We start from the raw sequence: 16,746 nt of genomic DNA on the forward strand, positions 1-16,746 counted from the left end.
ACCGTCAATTGTAGCATATGTAACTAGATTGTGAAACTTCTTTCAAATAAAACGCTATCATTTTTTTGTTTTGATACGGTTTACTGCTTAATTATGCTACAATTTTAGTATTATATTTCGAGGTAAACACATGATAATTTTACAAACACAAAACGTTGCTCGCAGATTTGGCAGCGAATATCTTTTTAAAAATGTTAATTTGCAAGTTCAGGATCGTTCACGAGTGGCATTAGTCGGTCGCAATGGTGCTGGTAAAACCACACTCTTAAAAATGCTTGCACAAATCACTCAACCTGACGAAGGCGAAATTAGTACCAAAAAAGATACCACCATCGGCTATCTAGCTCAAGATCAAGGCTTGGACAGTAGTTTAACCATCTGGAATGAATTAGACACCGTTTACGCAGATTTGCATGAACAGGAAAATAAAATCCATGTCCTAGAAAATAAAATTGCCACTCTTGATTCATCAACAGACGAATATGCTGACGTCTTACGTCAATATGATTTATTACAGTCCAATTATGCCAGTAACGGCGGTTTTGAAATTGAAAGCCAAATGCGCGGTGTGTTAAACGGATTTGGCTTTGCAGACGAATATCAAACTGTTGTCAGCAGTCTTTCCGGTGGACAAAAGACAAAATTGGCACTAGCTAAGTTACTTTTGCAAAAGCCCGATTTACTCATTTTAGATGAACCAACTAACCATTTAGATATGACCATTTTGGGTTGGTTAGAAGACTTTTTGAAAAATTACAGCGGTGCCCTATTAATCGTGTCTCATGACCGATACTTTTTGGATCGGGTCGTAAATGAAGTTTATGATATGAGCCAAGGAACATTGAAACACTATACCGGGAACTATTCACAATTTATGGACCTAAAGGCCGAAGATTTAAAGACTGAGATGAAACATTACGAACATCAGCAAGCTGAAATCAATAAGCTTGAAGACTTCGTTAATCGAAATATCGTTCGTGCTTCAACGACTAAACGGGCCCAGGCCAGACGAAAACAACTGGACAAGATGAAAGTCATGGATCGACCAACCACAGATGATCAATCCATTCACTTTACCTTCAAACAAGATTCGCCCAGCGGTAATATCGTCCTGAGAGCAGATGAACTTGCTATCGGTTATGATGACAAAAAAATCGCCGGCCCAATCAATTTTGAGCTGGTAAAACCCAATCGACTTGGTGTTATCGGGCCAAACGGGATTGGTAAATCAACGATGATTCGAACGATTTTATCAATGATTCCCAAAATTAGTGGCGACGTTAAACTTGGTGCGAACGTGAAAGTTGGTTACTACGACCAGGAACAACAAGTCTTGCATCCCAACAAAACCGTTTTGCAAGAAATTTGGGATGATTATCCAACCGTCGATGAACGTGAAATCAGAACCCTGTTAGGTAGTTTCTTATTCATCGGTGATGATGTCTTTAAAACTGTCAGTTCACTCAGTGGTGGCGAAAAAGCCCGTCTGCAACTGACAAAATTGTCATTTGAACATTCTAACTTTCTAGTGTTAGATGAACCGACGAACCATTTGGATATTGATAGTCGTGAAGTTCTGGAACACGCAATTAATGAATTTGATGGAACGGTTCTCTTCATTTCTCATGACCGTTATTTTATTAACCAAGTTGCCACTCAAATTCTAGCGGTGAGTGAAAATAACTCTGCCGTCTATAAAGGTGATTATGACGACTATCTGCTTGAATTAGAGAAGCATGCCGTCACAGAGACCGCCAGTTCCACGGAAAAAGGACCTACCACCAATTACCAACAAAACAAAGAACAACAACGTGAACGGCGAAAAGTTGAGCGCCGCGTTGAACAATTTGAAACTGAAATGAATCAATTAGAGGACAAAAAAACAGCCATTGAAACACAAATGGCTGATCCTGATAATGCATCCGATGGAACGAAATTAGGTGATTTACAATTAGAACTCAACGACTTAGCTGAAAAACTCGAGATTGTTGAAGCCAACTGGACACAAGCCGCTGAAGAATTAGAACAATTTGATTAAAATGATAAACCAGGAACCGCATTTAAACTCATGTCGGTTCTTTTTTTGTGGTCAAATGCCACTTGACCTGCTGCACCAATCATTGCGGCATTGTCTCCGCACAGCTTTAAGGGTGCCATTAACAATTGAACGTTGGGAAATTTAGTTTGTAAATCACGTTCAATTCGACTCCGCAATCCTTTATTAGCAGCTACTCCACCTGCAACGACAAATTGTTTGACTGGATGATCTAACAAAGCTCGTTCAACTTTGCTTGCCAAAACGTCCACAACACTTTGTTGAAAGCTAGCAGCTAAATCACGACTGTTTAACTCTTCATCCCGTTGTTCGGCATTATGCACTGTGTTGATGAAGGCACTTTTTAACCCACTAAAACTGAAATCATAATTATCTTCTTTAATCATTGCCCGAGGAAAATCAAATGTGTCACTACCTTCGTGCGCCCATTCATCAATCGTTTTTCCCGCTGGATAATTAACTCCTAAGACACGGCCAATTTTGTCATATGCTTCACCGGCAGCGTCATCTCGTGTCTCACCCAGAATTTCAAAATCATATTCAGATTTAATATACACGATTTCGGTATGACCGCCAGACACCAGCAGCGCCATTTGTGGATACTGAAATTGATCGACAAATCTAGCAGCATAAATATGGCCGGCCATATGGTTGACCGGTACTAATGGCAAATTATGTGCAAATGCAACGGCTTTAGCGGCCGTTACACCGATTAATAATGAACCAACTAGCCCAGGGCCATAAGTTACCGCCACAGCGCTTAAATCATCATAATCCACGTCGGCAACTTCCAGTGCTTCAGTCAGACAATGGGTGATTTGTTCAATGTGATGACGACTGGCAACTTCAGGAACCACGCCACCAAAACGTTGATGGCTATCAATTTGGGTCGCTACAATATTTGATAATATTTTTTCACCGTTTTCCACGACTGCGATACTAGTTTCATCACAACTAGTCTCAAACGCGAGGATTAATTTTCGTTTATCCATCTTTATTTTCCCTTCAAATAACTCAAATCAAGTTCCATATCTAGTGCATCTTCATGATCACCAAAATAGTAGCCGGCTTTTTTACCAGTCACAATGAACCCAATCTTTTTATATAACCGTTGTGCAGCCACATTACTACGACGAACTTCTAACGTCATCTTCTCCATATTAATCAAAGAAGCTTTACGAATTAGTTTGTGAATCAGGTAGCCGCCAATTCCCTTGCTTTGATATTCAGGACTAATCGCAATATTAGTGATATGTGCTTCATTGGTTTGTCGATTAAAAGAACAACCAGCAAAGCCCAATAATTTATCGTTTTTGCGCACGACTAAATATAACCGATCACGGCGACGACGGATTTCCTGAAGAAATGCTGATTCATTCCAGGGGGTCGCTCCATATATTTTTCTTTCAACTTCCAAGATTTCTGGCACATCCGTGACTTGGGCGCGCGCAACAAAATAATCGCAATCATTAATATTAATAATTGCGTTCTTTAACTCAATTGTTTGTGCAATCTCTTCACGTCTTTGTTTTTGACGTGTTAGATTCACCCATTTTTTAAACTTCGCGAACATATGATTTCTTTGATTCTCCTGGATGAGATTTTTGCCAATTCATTTCGGCTTCCGTAATTCTCAAATAATTTGGGACGAAGCCATCGATGTCTTCTACTGACTGTCTGTCCGTTCCAATTAAGGCTAATTGAAAAGCTGATGGAAATTGTGATTGTGCATTGCCAAAGGTTACCAAATTAGTATTATTCATAAATTGGTCTTTAAATTCCGGTATGATTTCACCAACTACCATGACAGGCTGTTGATTAGCATTAATTTGGCTAATTAAATCTGCCAATTCATAATGAGCTTCTGGGATAAATGTCTGCAATTGATTATTTTTAAGTTGATATCCACCGGCAAAGACAGTATTTCTACGTGCATTAAAAATGCTAACGACTGGTAAACCTGTTAACTCAATTGGTGCCTTTGCTAATACTTCTAAACTCGAAACACCAACTAATTCAATGTTCAAAGTACTAGCTAATGTTTTGGCCGTGGTGACTGCAATCCGCACACCTGTATATGAGCCTGGTCCTTTCGCCACTACAATTCGATTTAATTGTTGTGGCGTCCAGCTAGCCATTTGCATTAATTGTTCAATGACCGGCATCAGAAATACGCTATGATTTTTAGTGATATTTAGGGTTGTTTCAGCAACTAACTGCTTATCCTCAACCAAGGCAATGGCCAGAGGTGCGTTAGATGTATCTATTGACAGAATCTTCATTAGTACGTCCTTTCAAGTAAACATCAACTATCTTACCACAACCATTAACATTGCAATAGTAACTTGATATCAAAAAAGAGTAAAGTTATCGAACTTTTTGTCCGGTAGCTTTACTCAAATAATTAATTATCTATCTTCATATCCATTTGGATGTGTTTCGTGCCACTTCCATGCGGTTTTGATGATTTCGTGGACGTCGTCAAATCTTGGCTTCCAGCCTAAAATTTCACGAGCATCTTTACTTTCAGCGACCAATGTATCTGGATCTCCACCACGACGAGGTGCATCGACAGTTGGAATTGGCTTACCCGTTACATCACGAGCGGCTTCCACCATTTGACGGTTCGAAAAGCCGGTTGAAGAACCGAGGTTAAATGCACGACTGTCATGGCCTTCACTTAGATACTTCAAAGCTAGGATATGAGCATCAGCTAAATCCATCACGTGGACATAATCACGGACATTGGTGCCATCTGGAGTGTCGTAATCAGTGCCAAAAATTTTCAGTTCGTCACGTTTACCTTGTGCGACTTGCAAAATAATTGGTACTAAATGACTTTCAGGTCCGTGATCTTCACCAATACTACCATCTTCTTTAGCTCCAGCCACATTGAAGTAACGCAATGGAACAAATTTAACACCGTAGGCAACATCTGCCCAGTGCATCATTGTTTCCATCATCAACTTACTTTCGCCGTAAGGATTGATTGGCTTTTGGGTATCTGTTTCTTTTATAGGAACAGAATCAGGAACACCATAGGTTGCAGCAGTTGACGAGAAGACAATCTTTTTCACGTCATAATCAACCATTGTTTCCAATAAGGTAATCATGCCACCTGTATTATTATCAAAATACTTCAAAGGCTTTTTCATAGATTCTGGAACAACTGAAAAAGCAGCAAAATGTACGACTGCGTCAATATCTTCAGTATCAAAGACATGATTTAGAAAATCTCGATCTCGCACATCTCCTTGATAAAATTTGGCTTTGGCATCAATAGCTTTTTTATGACCTGTTGATAAATTATCAACAACTACGACACTTTCACCTTTTTCGATTAATCTGGCCACCATATGTGAACCGATGTAACCTGCACCACCAGCAACTAAAATTGACATTCCGCCCAACCTCCTGAGAAATATTGTTCCTTTTTAGTTTACCACAAGAATGCGCTTACGCACGTTTTTCCCACCAACAATTTGCTTCGGCATTTAATTCACCTTTAGTACCGATTTTGTGTTTCGTCAACAGTGCTTGATCATCAATGGATACCTCACTGCTAACTACATCTTTGCCATAGCGAACTTCTAAATCATATTTAATCAGCATTTTTTTCAGCTGATGAGACTTTAAAAAGTCTTCTCCAAGCACGTCTAACATCCAGTCAAAATAATGGGCATTGTTAACGTGCTGATTGGAGTCAATGTCAAAATAGCGGACATGGTAGTCTTGCTGCAAAATTGAATCATCTTCAGTAATGCCCTCTAATTTGCCCACCCGTGGGATGCGTTTTACCTCTTCAGAATGAAACGGTTTGATAATTTCGTCTGGTATTTGCACAATTTTTCTCGTAGTCAAATCCATATAAACAAACATACTTGAGATATGAGCATATTCCTCCCCATTTTGGTCACGAATCCAAAATTCTCGAAAGGCAAAGTAGCGATTATACGAAGTAGCTCGAGTACTCAAAACAATAGTTTCGTCTACTTTTGGTAATTTACTAATTTCAATATTATAACTGGTAATCACCCAACCACCGCCAAATTGAGCGACGACGTCAGGTCCTACACCAATTGCTTGTGATTGTTCTTCAGATACCAGGATGGCGAGATTAATCAGCATCCCAACTGTTACTTCGCCTTGTGGATCACATTCATAATAGGTCACAGTATGATTCATTTTAAATTCATTGTCTGCCAATTTTTCTCACTCTCCATTTATTAAATTTCGTGATAATCCTTGTACAAATCTTGTCGGTTAATTTCTCTGCGCTTGGCCACTTGTTTAATTGCAGCATTAGTTGTCAAACCTGAATCAATTAAGTGGGATACTTCTTCAACGGGAGACAAATTAATCACTTCTTCATCAACCTCTTCAGCATCATTACCTGCCACTAACATGACGAACTCTCCACGAACGTTATCTTCGGTAGCCCACGCTTGCAGTTCGACCAGCGTTCCTCTCAAGAACTCCTCATGCTTTTTAGTTAATTCTCTGGCTAAAACAGCCTGCCGGTCAGCCCCAAAAATTTCAATCATATTGACTAAAGTTTTTGCGATTCGATGTGGTGATTCATAAAAAATTAAGGTTTCTTGATGCTTAGCCAATTCCGTTAATTCTTGTTTTTGGAAGCTAGGCTTTCGTCCTAAAAATCCATAAAAATAAAATGGTTGCGGTTCTAATCCAGAAGCAATTAATGCTGTCAAGCCAGCATTAGCACCTGGTAACGGCACGACCGGAATATCGTTTTGGATGGCCGCAGCGACTAACTCTTTACCAGGATCAGAAATGGAAGGCATCCCCGCATCACTCACTTGAGCAATCGAAATCCCAGTCAATAATTTTTCCACTAATTGTGGAATGCGTTGCGCCGTATTATGTTCATGGAAACTAATTTGTTTGGTTTCAACTTCAAAATGATTTAATAATTTTTGGGTATTACGTGTATCTTCGGCAGCAATCAAATCTACCGTTTTTAAAGTATCAACTGCCCGAAAAGTCATATCTTGGAGATTTCCAATCGGAGTCGGTACTAAATAAAGCGTGCCTAACTCGGTCTGATCAAAACTATGTTGACGTTGCAAAATATTTTCTCCTTTGACTAATAAGCTTTTAATTCAATAATAATAGCCCTACATCTCTTTAGTCGACATGCAGAGCTTAATTTTAATATTAACATAATTATTTTAGGAACCAATCAGTTGAACGTCATCTTACACGCTTTTTTGAATTTTGGTTATTGTCTACCAAAAATGACATCCAGGCAAAACGTGCATGATTCATTATAATCGAGCCGCTTACCGTAATATTCATTACAAACATGAAAGCCCTGTTCGTAAATCTTTTGCAGATTTTGACGTGGCATGGACAACCCATCATCTTCGGTACTTTCACCTTTAATATCTTTAATAACTGTATGTAAATGGTCGTTTTCAACAGACAGTTCAGCATTTTCTTCCAAGATTTCCGTCATGTCTGCCTTTAACTGTTCCATACTATCTAATAGCTCTTGCGTCTGTTTAGTTACTTGCGCAAAACGGTCATAAACTTCTCGTTTATCAATTCTATCAGTCATTTTTATCCTCCGCGTTAGCCACGTAGTGTATCTAATATCTTAATCGTTAATTGTTCTACTATATTTTGAAAGCTAATATTTTGATCTAGCTTCCGGCGCAGTTCCAAAGTTAACTGCGCGATATTGGTAATTTTTTTCGTCGCTGTTTTACCAACAACTTGTTCAATCTGAACTGTAGCAGCTTGATAACTAATTTCGCCAGTATCTCGTTGGTTCGCTTCAATGATTGTATCACGCCAAATTAACATAATCATATCCAACATGGTTTGTTGCCGGTCACGTTCCTTAGCGAGAGGCATCATTTCTTTTTGAACGGCAATAAAGCTTTGCAAATCATGATTTCCTAGTAACACATACCAATCAATCACGGCTTTTTGGGCTTTATCGAGCCAATCATCTTCAAGCCACAACTTAATTTGATCAATTGAATTAGTCAATCCTGAAGCAAATTGGGCTTGTGACTTAGTAATACCATCTTTTTGAAGTAATTCAATTAACCTAGTCTTACTAATAGGAAGAAACTCAACACTTTGACTGCGTGATTGAATCGTCGGTAAAATTGAGCTTTTGTTGGCAGTCATCAAAAAGGCAATAAAATCGCCTTCGGGTTCTTCCAGAAACTTCAATAAACTATTGGCAGCATTGACGGTCATCTTATCAGCTTGCTTAATCATAAAAATTTTGATTGAGCCTTCGACAGCACTTTTAGAAAATTCGGACTTTAAATACCGAACTTGATCAACTTTGATTTGACGACCATCGGGTTCAACTTCGACAATATCTGGATGATTCCCGGATAAAATTCGTTGACACTCTTCGCAAGTTTCGTCAGGCTGATTATTTTCTACATGTAAACAAAATAAACGCATCGCAATCCACTGGGCAAGCTGAAACTTACCTGCTCCTGAAGGACCTGCAAATAAATACGCATGCGCCAATTCATTATTCTCAATAATTTTCTTAAATCGGGTCACAATCTGTGGTTGCGATTGCTCCAACTGATCAAGAATGGTCATTGTTTCGTTCATATTTGATTTACTATCCTCTAGAATTGATGGAACTGTTCGATAGGAAGTACAAAGACGGTTGCCCCTCCAACTTGAACTTCAACCGGATAAGCGGCAGATGCATCCATTGAGACATCCATATTAACCTGTGGGGTCATAAATTGACCGCGGGTGTGGGAAGTCTTTTTGATTAAACTTAACACTTCCTCAATCCGTTCATCTTCGATACCAATTAAAAAGGTCGTATTACCGGAACGCAGAAAGCCTCCCGTTGATGATAATTTAGTTGCACGAATATTTGCTTCAATAAATTCATTACTTAAAATATTACTATCTTTGTCTTGAACAATTGCTATAATCATTTTCATCATTGTCACACTCCCTTTACCAGTATTGTTTAATTAATATTAAAACAGGTTCGGATACTTTTGCAACATTGTTTCTTTAACATCTTGTAAAACTTTGTCTAACGGTTGGCTCGCATCAACTAATTTAATGCGTTCTGGATTTTGTTCCAAAAGATTTAAATACGACTTCCGAACCCGTTGGTGAAATTCTAATGCCTCGACATCAAGTCGATTAATTTCATCGGTGCGATGTGTTTTAATCCGGCGAATTCCTTCTTCAGATTCAATATCCAAATAAACCGTCAAATCAGGTTCCAATCCATCAATGGCAAATTGGTTCATTTGCCACACGGCTTGTTCACCGATTTCACGGCCGCCACCTTGATAAGCCACTGAGCTATCAACATATCGATCGGAAATCACTAATTTTCCTGCCTTCAAGGCTGGAATCACGGTTTCCATTAAATGTTGACGCCGGGCCGCTGCATAGAGTAACGCTTCAGTTCTGACATCCATTTCGGTGTTAATGGGGTCTAAAATAATATTACGAATTGACTCGGAAATTTTGTTTCCACCAGGTTCACGAGTTAACATCAAATTATCCCCGTATTTTACCCGTAATTCTTCCCCAATAGCCTTTAAAACACTGGTTTTTCCAGCGCCATCAGGTCCTTCAAAAGAAATAAATTGTCCGTTCATCAAATTACACCCCATCTTTAAGTTTAGCCGTGTACTTCGCGCCGCCGTGCTTCACGAAATAAATACATATATTTCTGCTTTTGCAATAATGTCTGCATTTCTAGTTCATTAGTAACATTGCTTTCATAAACTGCTTGCTCAGTTTCTTGTGCTTGGTCCCAACTAGCCTTCGCATTGTAAACCAATTCGAGCAATTGATCGTCATATTCAGCTTTGATGCGTTTATTAACTCTGTTAAACATCAGCCATCACCTTTTCTACAGTTCAGTTCGTCCTTCAACAGCCTTAAATAAAGTCATTTCATCGGCGTAATCGATATCTGCTCCGACCGAAAGCCCGTGTGCCAAACGAGTGACCTTAATCCCAGCAGGCTTAATTAATCTCGACAAGTACATTGCCGTGGCTTCACCTTCCGACGAAGCATTCGTCGCTACAATTACTTCTTTCACCGTGTCGTCTTTTTGCAGACGAGTTAATAATGACGGAATATTAATATCCTCCGGACCGGTTCCTTCAATCGGAGACAACACACCATGTAAAACATGATATAAGCCATGATATTCTTTCATTTTTTCCATTGAAATAATATCTTTTGGTTCTTCAACCACTAAAATCGTCGACTGGTCTCGTGACTTATCTTGGCAAATTGGACATGGATCATCTTCTGTTAAGTTGCCACAAATACTGCAGAAATGTAAATCTCGTTTCGCCGATAGCAACGATTTCGCAAAATTAGTCACATCATCATCTTGCATTGAAATAGTATAAAAAGCTAAACGGGTCGCGGTTTTATTACCAATCCCCGGTAGCTTCATATAGCTTTCAATTAGTTGTGCAATTGGTTCTGGATATTGCATAAATTTCTCCTACATACCTAAGCCGTTAGTATATTTACCCATTGTTTTTTGGGTGGCATCATCAATTTTAGCAATGCCATCATTAACAGCAGCAACCACTAAATCTTCAAGCATATCTACATCATCAGCATCAACTGCTTCTGGATTGATGGAAATATCTTTAAGCTTCTTATCACCTGTAAAGGTAGCTGTAACCATATCATCTGGTGCGTTACCAATAAATTCTTGGGCATTTAATTTTTCTTGTTCTTCGCCCATTTGTTTTTGCATCTTTTGAGCTTGTTTCATCATTTGTTGCATATTTCCCATTCCGCGCATCATATTAATTTCCACCTTTTTTTATTAGTCATTTTTAATTTCAACAATATCTTCGCCAAATAATTCTTGGGCTTCACTAACTATCTTATCATCTTTTTGTGTTTGAACTGTGTTATTTTCTTCTGACTCAGTTTGTTCTTCGTCCAGTTGATCTTCATTGGTGGTTTCACCAGCTTGCTTTTTACCAGCCAATTGGTCGATATAGCCTTGTCGAATATGCGGCCACTGTTCTTTAGAAACAAAAATAATGTCTCGGGCGCTTCCACTGAGTTTTTCCAGATTATCGTGCATCATCGTTAACAATTCAGTATCATCTGCTGCTTCTTGATAGAGCAAGCTATATTCAAATGACACAATCACACCGGCTGCACTCGCAGCGACTGGCGTTGAAACGTGAAGCATCGACCGCTGCGGCACAGTCAGCATGTCCAACATATCGCCCCATAAATCTCGCAAATTAACCAAATCTTCTTTAGTCGCAGTCTCCAAGATTGGATATACCTTAGTGAGATTAACTTTGGGTTCTTTTTTATTCGTATTAACCCGTGGTTTTTTGGTAGCCTTTTGTGTAGCCACTGGTGCTTTGTTGTGCGCCAATTGTTTGATTTCAGCCTGCATTTTAACAACTTGTTGCTGCAATTGATCCACACGAGCGTCTTCAACCTCGCCAGCTGGTGCGGCTTGACTCGGAACTGGTTGACCAGTTAATTGAGCCAATTTAATGGTTAAAACTTCCAAATAGACATCTGGATGGGTTGTAAACCGCATTTCTTGTTGAATTTCATTTAAAGTATCTATGGCTTGATACCACACTTCTTCTGAAACCTTCGTGCCTAATTGCGTCAATTCATCCGTTGTTAAGCCAGTAATTTCAACGTTCACCATCTCTGGTGCTTTTTGATACAACAAGATATCTCGAATAAAGGAAATTAAATCTTCAATGAACCGTTGGCCATCTTTTCCTTCATTCATAATGTTTTGCATGGTTTCTAGTGCCTGTGCACCATCATGATCCGTGATTTGGGTCACGTATTGGTGTAACAAGCCTTTAGTCACACTACCTGTCACTAAGAGCGCATTTTCAATTTCAACTTTATTGTTACTAAAAGAAATCACTTGATCCAAAATGCTCAAGGCATCCCGCATTCCACCTTCAGCTGCGCGAGCGATGACCCATAAAGCTTGTTCATCATACTCGACATGTTTTTCTCCCAAAATATATTTCATCCGTTCGAAACTTTGGTCAGCAGAAATCCGGCGAAAATCAAAACGTTGCGTTCTGGAAATAATGGTCAATGGAATTTTATGCGGTTCTGTGGTAGCCAAAATAAACACAACGTTTGCAGGTGGTTCTTCTAAGGTTTTCAGTAGCGCGTTAAATGCACCAGTTGATAACATATGCACTTCATCAATAATGTAAACTTTGTAATCAGCAATCGTCGGCGCATACTTTGCCTTATCCCGAATGTCCCGAATTTCTTCAACCCCGTTATTAGATGCCGCATCAATTTCGATTACATCATTTAATTGTCCATTGGTAATTTCCTTACACGTTTCACATTCATTACAAGGCTCACCATCTTTTAAGAAGTGGCAATTGATGGCTTTGGCAAAAATTTTTGCTGCGGATGTTTTACCCGTTCCACGTGGTCCGGTAAATAAATAGGCATGACTCGTTTGATTCGAAATTAACGCATTTTTTAAAGTTGTCGTAATTACTTGTTGCCCAACAATCTCGTCAAACCGTTGTGGGCGCCAAACTCGATACAATGCTTGATAACTCATCTACTTTTTCCTTTCCCGATAAAAATCTATGTAAATAATTATACTTCATTTTTACTTTTTTCGTGTGATGAAAATCTGCGGTTTCAATTTAATTTGTATAAAAAAAGATTGGCCGTGAGCTATCACGCCAATCTGCTAATTATCTTAAAAACTTAAGGCACAAGGTACTGCAAACTTAGTGCTGCTTCCTTCCGGACCTGACACGGTTCGTAAGAGCGCCCTCGCCCTAAGGCCTTTCGGCAATAACAATCATACTATATCTGATTAAAAAATGCTAGTCAGTTTGTCGTAATCGTTTGGCTTCTTTGCGTCGTTTACGAATCGCTCTAAAAAAATCAGTTAGCATTTGACTACATTCTGACTCTAACACTCCAGAGACCACCTGCACTTGATGATTTAAGCGCTGATCATTTAATAGATGATACAAGCTATCAACCGTCCCGGCTTTAGGATCACTCGCGCCATAATAAACCATCTTAATTCTGGAGTTGACAATTGCCCCGCTGCACATCATGCATGGTTCTAATGTGACATATAGTTCGCAATCTTCTAAGCGCCAACTATGCAAATTAGTACAGGCTTCCTCAATGGCTAACATTTCTGCATGAAAGGTCACATTTTGAAATCGTTCACGCATGTTATGACCATGACCGATAATAACCCCATCGTGGACCACAATCGCACCGATGGGCACTTCATCAACGAGCAACGCCTGCTTAGCCTCTTTGATTGCTTCAGTCATATAAAATTGACTTTGTTCCATGTTCATTAAAGCTAATCTCCTACATTAACACTTTTTAAAATATAATAGCCCTTATCTCGTTTCACCACTTCACAATGGCCAAAGACACTGGTCATTAATTTTTTAGCAGAAGGGGCCCCTTGTTTTTTTTGTAAAACAATCCACAACGTTCCATCATCTATTAAATGTTCTTTAGCTTCCGTAATAAAATCGTCGACAACACTTTTCCCTGCTCTGACTGGCGGATTTGAAACAATGGATGCATATTGATCAGTCACATTTTCATAAGCGTTTGAGCTATTAATCGAAATATTCTTAATCTCATTAGCGGTGGCATTAGCCCGAGCCAACTCCAACGCCAGTTCATTTACATCAACCATATCAACGGTTCGGTCGGGATATGCGTGCGCTAACGATAGTCCAATTGGACCATAACCACAACCAAGATCTAAAATTTTACCGGCAGGTAAATCGGCTGTGTCAAAACTATCAATTAAAACTCGACTACCATAATCAACTGATTGTTTTGAAAAAACACCGTTGTCAGTAGTGAATTTAAAATTATGACCGCGTAATTCAAAATTCCAAGTTCGTTCTTGATGAATTACATCCGGATTTTGTGTATAATAATGGTTGTTCATTTTCTCGTCTCCAAATTAAGTATGGTTCCATCATATCTTATTAACGAAAAAAAAAATACAATTTAATTGCTGCTTACAAAATGTTAGTACACCACAATATGTGGTGTTTTTTATTTTAAAATGTCACAATATGTGGTGTTTTATGGTTGCTTTTTCAAATTCACGCGGTATACTTATAAGCACAGAACATTAAAAAAAAGCTGTTACGAGGGTGAAGAATATGGGTAAAGTAGTATTATTTTCAAAAAATAATTGCATGCAATGCAAAATGACAAAGCGTTTCCTTGATGAACACAATGTGGAGTTTGTGGAACATAACATCGACGAACAACCAGAATTTATTGATAGTTTAAAAGCTGAAGGTTTCCAAGCTACGCCAGTAGTTAAATTAGGCAACGGCGAATCATTCACAGGTTTTCGTCCAGATGTGTTAAGCAAATTGGCAATCTAGACAGTTAAATTTTTTGAATGCATGAAGACGGGTCTTACCGGATCCGTCTTCTTTTGTCTAGTTATATGAAGAAAGAGGTTAAAATTATGTCGTTAAAAGAATTGAGCGATGTTACATATTTCGATTTAAACAACGAAATCAACATCCCTGTCAACAACCAAATCCCACTCAACAAGGATAAAGAAGCACTGGATGCCTTTATCAAACAAAACGTGGTGCCAAATACCAAAGAATTCACAGATTTACGCGATCGGTTTGATTACCTCATCGATAATGATTACATCGAACCTGAATTTTTCAATCAATACGATTTTTCATTTGTCGAAAGTCTCTATGATTATTTGAAGGGCGAAAACTTCCATTTCAAATCATTTATGGCAGCTTACAAATTCTATGCACAGTATGCCTTAAAGACTGATGACAATGCGTTTTATTTGGAAAACTACATTGACCGTGTAGCAATGAACGCTTTGTATTTTGCTGATGGTAATGAAGATTTAGCGATGTCATTAGCTGATGAAATGGTCCACCAACGTTATCAACCTGCGACTCCATCATTTTTAAATGCTGGTCGGAAACGTCGTGGTGAATTGGTATCTTGTTTCTTAATTTCCACGACTGATGATATGAATACCATTGGACGGACCATCAATTCCGCCTTGCAACTGTCACGTATTGGTGGCGGTGTTGGTATTAACCTCAGTAATTTACGTGCTGCTGGCGATCCCATCAAACATATCGAAGGCGCTGCTAGTGGTGTTGTTCCTGTGATGAAATTGTTGGAGGATAGTTTCTCATATTCCAATCAATTAGGCCAACGTCAAGGTGCCGGTGTGGTTTATTTATCAGTTTTCCATCCAGATATCGTGCAATTTTTATCTGCCAAGAAGGAAAATGCTGACGAAAAAATTCGTCTCAAGACATTGTCACTTGGTGTCACCGTCCCTGATAAATTTTATGAATTAACTCAAAATAACGAAGACATGTACTTGTTTAGCCCATATGATGTTGAACGTGAATATGGTAAGCCATTCTCATATGTCGACATTACCGCTGAATATGACAATATGGTGGCTAACGACACCATCAAAAAAACTAAGATTCCTGCTCGTGAATTAGAAGATGAAATTAGTAAATTACAACAAGAATCTGGCTACCCTTATGTTGTCAACGTTGACACTGCCAATCGTGCGAACCCGATCCAAGGTAAAATCATTATGAGTAACTTGTGTTCAGAAATTATGCAAATTCAAACGCCTGGTACTGTTAACGACAAACAAGAATATGAAACTATGGGAACCGACGTTAGTTGTAACTTAGGTTCTACTAATATTGTTAACTTAATGACTTCACCTGATTTTGGTAAGTCAGTGAGTGCGATGACTCGTGCCTTAACTTTCGTTACTGATACTTCTCATATTGAATCAGTTCCAACTGTTCAAAACGGCAATGATTTAGCTCATTCAATTGGTTTAGGTGCCATGGGACTTCACAGTTTCTTAGCTAAAAACCAAATTGAATATGGTGCGCCTGAATCCGTTGAATTTACGGGTGTCTACTTCATGCTATTGAACTACTGGACATTAGTTGCTTCTAACGAAATTGCTCGCGAACGCCAAACGACTTTCCATAATTTTGAAAATAGTGATTATGCCGATGGTTCATACTTTGATAAGTACGTCGCTGACGACTTTGGTCCTCAATCTGACCGTGTCAAAGAATTATTCGAAGGCATCTTCATTCCAACCACTGCAGACTGGGCAACCCTGCGTGATAACGTTAAAAAAGATGGTCTTTATAACCAAAACCGTTTAGCCGTTGCACCAAATGGCTCAATTTCTTATATCAATGACACCACTGCCAGCCTACATCCAATCATCAACAAGGTGGAAGAACGTCAGGAAAAGAAAATTGGTAAAATTTATTATCCAGCTCCTTACCTTTCGAATGAAACTATGCCATACTATAAGTCAGCATACGATATGGATATGCGTAAAGTCATCAACGTTTACGCTGCAGCTCAAGAACACGTTGATCAGTCATTGAGTCTCACTTTATTTATGCGTTCAACCATTCCAGCAGGTACTTATGAATGGAAAGATGGTCATACTAACAAAATGACAACTCGTGATCTTAATATCCTTCGTCACTATGCTTTCCGTAAGGGAATCAAGTCAATTTATTACATCCGGACCTTTACAGATGGTGAAGAAGAAGTTGGTGCAAACCAATGCGAAAGCTGTGTAATCTAATTTAAGGAGT

The 16,746-nt window shown here is 38.9% G+C and carries 19 protein-coding genes and 1 other RNA gene; 3 read left to right on the forward strand and 17 right to left on the reverse strand.

The annotated features are described in order from the left end of the window. Positions 1-130 precede the first annotated feature (130 nt). Positions 131-2,038 (forward strand): ABC-F family ATP-binding cassette domain-containing protein, encoded by a 1,908-nt coding sequence (locus tag F0161_RS09145; protein WP_150204380.1) that lies wholly within the window; start codon positions 131-133, stop codon positions 2,036-2,038. Here the strand turns inward: F0161_RS09145 and tsaD are convergent. The 17 genes from tsaD to F0161_RS09230 all read right to left on the reverse strand — a co-directional run bounded on the left by tsaD (position 2,035) and on the right by F0161_RS09230 (position 14,033). Further along, on the reverse strand, positions 2,035-3,048 hold the full coding sequence (tsaD, locus tag F0161_RS09150) for a tRNA (adenosine(37)-N6)-threonylcarbamoyltransferase complex transferase subunit TsaD (protein WP_137601239.1): 1,014 nt from the start codon (positions 3,046-3,048) through the stop codon (positions 2,035-2,037). The two genes, F0161_RS09145 and tsaD, sit on opposite strands and share 4 nt — an antisense overlap. 2 nt (positions 3,049-3,050) lie before the next feature. Further along, complete coding sequence (gene rimI / locus F0161_RS09155) at positions 3,051-3,629, reverse strand: ribosomal protein S18-alanine N-acetyltransferase (protein WP_137601240.1); 579 nt, start codon at positions 3,627-3,629, stop codon at positions 3,051-3,053. Beyond that, a complete protein-coding gene (gene tsaB, locus F0161_RS09160; RefSeq protein ID WP_150204381.1) occupies positions 3,613-4,338 on the reverse strand; it encodes a tRNA (adenosine(37)-N6)-threonylcarbamoyltransferase complex dimerization subunit type 1 TsaB in 726 nt (241 codons plus the stop codon). Before tsaB ends, rimI begins: the two co-directional genes overlap by 17 nt. Positions 4,339-4,464: 126 nt before the next feature. Further along, positions 4,465-5,457: a UDP-glucose 4-epimerase GalE gene (gene galE, locus F0161_RS09165; protein WP_137601242.1), complete on the reverse strand. Its 993-nt coding sequence runs from the start codon at positions 5,455-5,457 to the stop codon at positions 4,465-4,467. A 55-nt stretch (positions 5,458-5,512) separates the two neighbouring features. After that, positions 5,513-6,262 carry an acyl-[acyl-carrier-protein] thioesterase gene (locus F0161_RS09170; protein ID WP_225423109.1) on the reverse strand — a complete coding sequence of 250 codons (750 nt, stop codon included), beginning with the start codon at positions 6,260-6,262 and terminating at the stop codon, positions 5,513-5,515. Between the two features lie 20 nt (positions 6,263-6,282). Further along, positions 6,283-7,146: a 16S rRNA (cytidine(1402)-2'-O)-methyltransferase gene (gene rsmI / locus F0161_RS09175; protein ID WP_137601244.1), complete on the reverse strand. Its 864-nt coding sequence runs from the start codon at positions 7,144-7,146 to the stop codon at positions 6,283-6,285. 152 nt (positions 7,147-7,298) lie between these two features. Continuing rightward, positions 7,299-7,637, reverse strand: a complete 339-nt coding sequence (locus tag F0161_RS09180) for a DNA replication initiation control protein YabA (protein WP_137601245.1) — start codon at positions 7,635-7,637, stop codon at positions 7,299-7,301. Positions 7,638-7,651: 14 nt separating this feature from the next. Continuing rightward, positions 7,652-8,665, reverse strand: a complete 1,014-nt coding sequence (gene holB / locus F0161_RS09185; protein WP_225423111.1) for a DNA polymerase III subunit delta' — start codon at positions 8,663-8,665, stop codon at positions 7,652-7,654. Positions 8,666-8,682: 17 nt separating this feature from the next. After that, a complete protein-coding gene (locus F0161_RS09190) occupies positions 8,683-9,012 on the reverse strand; it encodes a cyclic-di-AMP receptor (protein ID WP_137601257.1) in 330 nt (109 codons plus the stop codon). Between the two features lie 39 nt (positions 9,013-9,051). Further along, entirely contained in the window at positions 9,052-9,690 is a 639-nt protein-coding gene (gene tmk, locus F0161_RS09195) for a dTMP kinase (RefSeq protein WP_137601246.1), read from the reverse strand. Between the two features lie 23 nt (positions 9,691-9,713). Further along, entirely contained in the window at positions 9,714-9,932 is a 219-nt protein-coding gene (locus F0161_RS09200) for a YaaL family protein (protein ID WP_137601247.1), read from the reverse strand. Positions 9,933-9,947: 15 nt separating this feature from the next. Continuing rightward, complete coding sequence (gene recR / locus F0161_RS09205; protein ID WP_137601248.1) at positions 9,948-10,547, reverse strand: recombination mediator RecR; 600 nt, start codon at positions 10,545-10,547, stop codon at positions 9,948-9,950. Between the two features lie 9 nt (positions 10,548-10,556). After that, positions 10,557-10,868 carry a YbaB/EbfC family nucleoid-associated protein gene (locus F0161_RS09210; RefSeq protein WP_137601249.1) on the reverse strand — a complete coding sequence of 104 codons (312 nt, stop codon included), beginning with the start codon at positions 10,866-10,868 and terminating at the stop codon, positions 10,557-10,559. Between the two features lie 21 nt (positions 10,869-10,889). Then, entirely contained in the window at positions 10,890-12,650 is a 1,761-nt protein-coding gene (dnaX, locus tag F0161_RS09215) for a DNA polymerase III subunit gamma/tau (protein WP_150204382.1), read from the reverse strand. 141 nt (positions 12,651-12,791) lie between these two features. Beyond that, positions 12,792-12,888, reverse strand: an RNA gene (gene ffs / locus F0161_RS09220) — signal recognition particle sRNA small type. Positions 12,889-12,924: 36 nt separating this feature from the next. Continuing rightward, entirely contained in the window at positions 12,925-13,419 is a 495-nt protein-coding gene (gene tadA / locus F0161_RS09225; protein WP_150204383.1) for a tRNA adenosine(34) deaminase TadA, read from the reverse strand. A gap of 5 nt (positions 13,420-13,424) precedes the next feature. Then, positions 13,425-14,033, reverse strand: coding sequence for a class I SAM-dependent methyltransferase (locus F0161_RS09230; protein ID WP_150204384.1), 609 nt, complete (start codon positions 14,031-14,033; stop codon positions 13,425-13,427). A 220-nt stretch (positions 14,034-14,253) separates the two neighbouring features. On the opposite strand from F0161_RS09230, the gene nrdH reads away from it, so the two are divergent. After that, positions 14,254-14,484 carry a glutaredoxin-like protein NrdH gene (gene nrdH / locus F0161_RS09235; protein ID WP_137601253.1) on the forward strand — a complete coding sequence of 77 codons (231 nt, stop codon included), beginning with the start codon at positions 14,254-14,256 and terminating at the stop codon, positions 14,482-14,484. A gap of 86 nt (positions 14,485-14,570) precedes the next feature. After that, a complete protein-coding gene (gene nrdE / locus F0161_RS09240; protein WP_150204385.1) occupies positions 14,571-16,736 on the forward strand; it encodes a class 1b ribonucleoside-diphosphate reductase subunit alpha in 2,166 nt (721 codons plus the stop codon). Positions 16,737-16,746: the final 10 nt, after the last annotated feature.

It is taken from the genome of Paucilactobacillus nenjiangensis, from assembly GCF_008632615.1.
In the GTDB taxonomy this organism is placed as follows: Bacteria; Bacillota; Bacilli; order Lactobacillales; family Lactobacillaceae; genus Paucilactobacillus; species Paucilactobacillus nenjiangensis.

What these genes read in the sequence shown, in the direction of transcription:
- F0161_RS09200 (WP_137601247.1), bottom strand. Translation starts at nt 9,932, where the DNA reads ATGTTTAACAGAGTTAATAAACGCATCAAAGCTGAATATGACGATCAA.
- F0161_RS09145 (WP_150204380.1), top strand. Translation starts at nt 131, where the DNA reads ATGATAATTTTACAAACACAAAACGTTGCTCGCAGATTTGGCAGCGAA.
- tsaB (WP_150204381.1), bottom strand. Translation starts at nt 4,338, where the DNA reads ATGAAGATTCTGTCAATAGATACATCTAACGCACCTCTGGCCATTGCC.
- tadA (WP_150204383.1), bottom strand. Translation starts at nt 13,419, where the DNA reads ATGAACATGGAACAAAGTCAATTTTATATGACTGAAGCAATCAAAGAG.
- rimI (WP_137601240.1), bottom strand. Translation starts at nt 3,629, where the DNA reads ATGTTCGCGAAGTTTAAAAAATGGGTGAATCTAACACGTCAAAAACAA.
- F0161_RS09210 (WP_137601249.1), bottom strand. Translation starts at nt 10,868, where the DNA reads ATGATGCGCGGAATGGGAAATATGCAACAAATGATGAAACAAGCTCAA.
- nrdH (WP_137601253.1), top strand. Translation starts at nt 14,254, where the DNA reads ATGGGTAAAGTAGTATTATTTTCAAAAAATAATTGCATGCAATGCAAA.
- holB (WP_225423111.1), bottom strand. Translation starts at nt 8,665, where the DNA reads ATGAACGAAACAATGACCATTCTTGATCAGTTGGAGCAATCGCAACCA.
- nrdE (WP_150204385.1), top strand. Translation starts at nt 14,571, where the DNA reads ATGTCGTTAAAAGAATTGAGCGATGTTACATATTTCGATTTAAACAAC.
- F0161_RS09180 (WP_137601245.1), bottom strand. Translation starts at nt 7,637, where the DNA reads ATGACTGATAGAATTGATAAACGAGAAGTTTATGACCGTTTTGCGCAA.
- dnaX (WP_150204382.1), bottom strand. Translation starts at nt 12,650, where the DNA reads ATGAGTTATCAAGCATTGTATCGAGTTTGGCGCCCACAACGGTTTGAC.
- tmk (WP_137601246.1), bottom strand. Translation starts at nt 9,690, where the DNA reads ATGAACGGACAATTTATTTCTTTTGAAGGACCTGATGGCGCTGGAAAA.
- recR (WP_137601248.1), bottom strand. Translation starts at nt 10,547, where the DNA reads ATGCAATATCCAGAACCAATTGCACAACTAATTGAAAGCTATATGAAG.
- tsaD (WP_137601239.1), bottom strand. Translation starts at nt 3,048, where the DNA reads ATGGATAAACGAAAATTAATCCTCGCGTTTGAGACTAGTTGTGATGAA.
- F0161_RS09230 (WP_150204384.1), bottom strand. Translation starts at nt 14,033, where the DNA reads ATGAACAACCATTATTATACACAAAATCCGGATGTAATTCATCAAGAA.
- F0161_RS09190 (WP_137601257.1), bottom strand. Translation starts at nt 9,012, where the DNA reads ATGAAAATGATTATAGCAATTGTTCAAGACAAAGATAGTAATATTTTA.
- galE (WP_137601242.1), bottom strand. Translation starts at nt 5,457, where the DNA reads ATGTCAATTTTAGTTGCTGGTGGTGCAGGTTACATCGGTTCACATATG.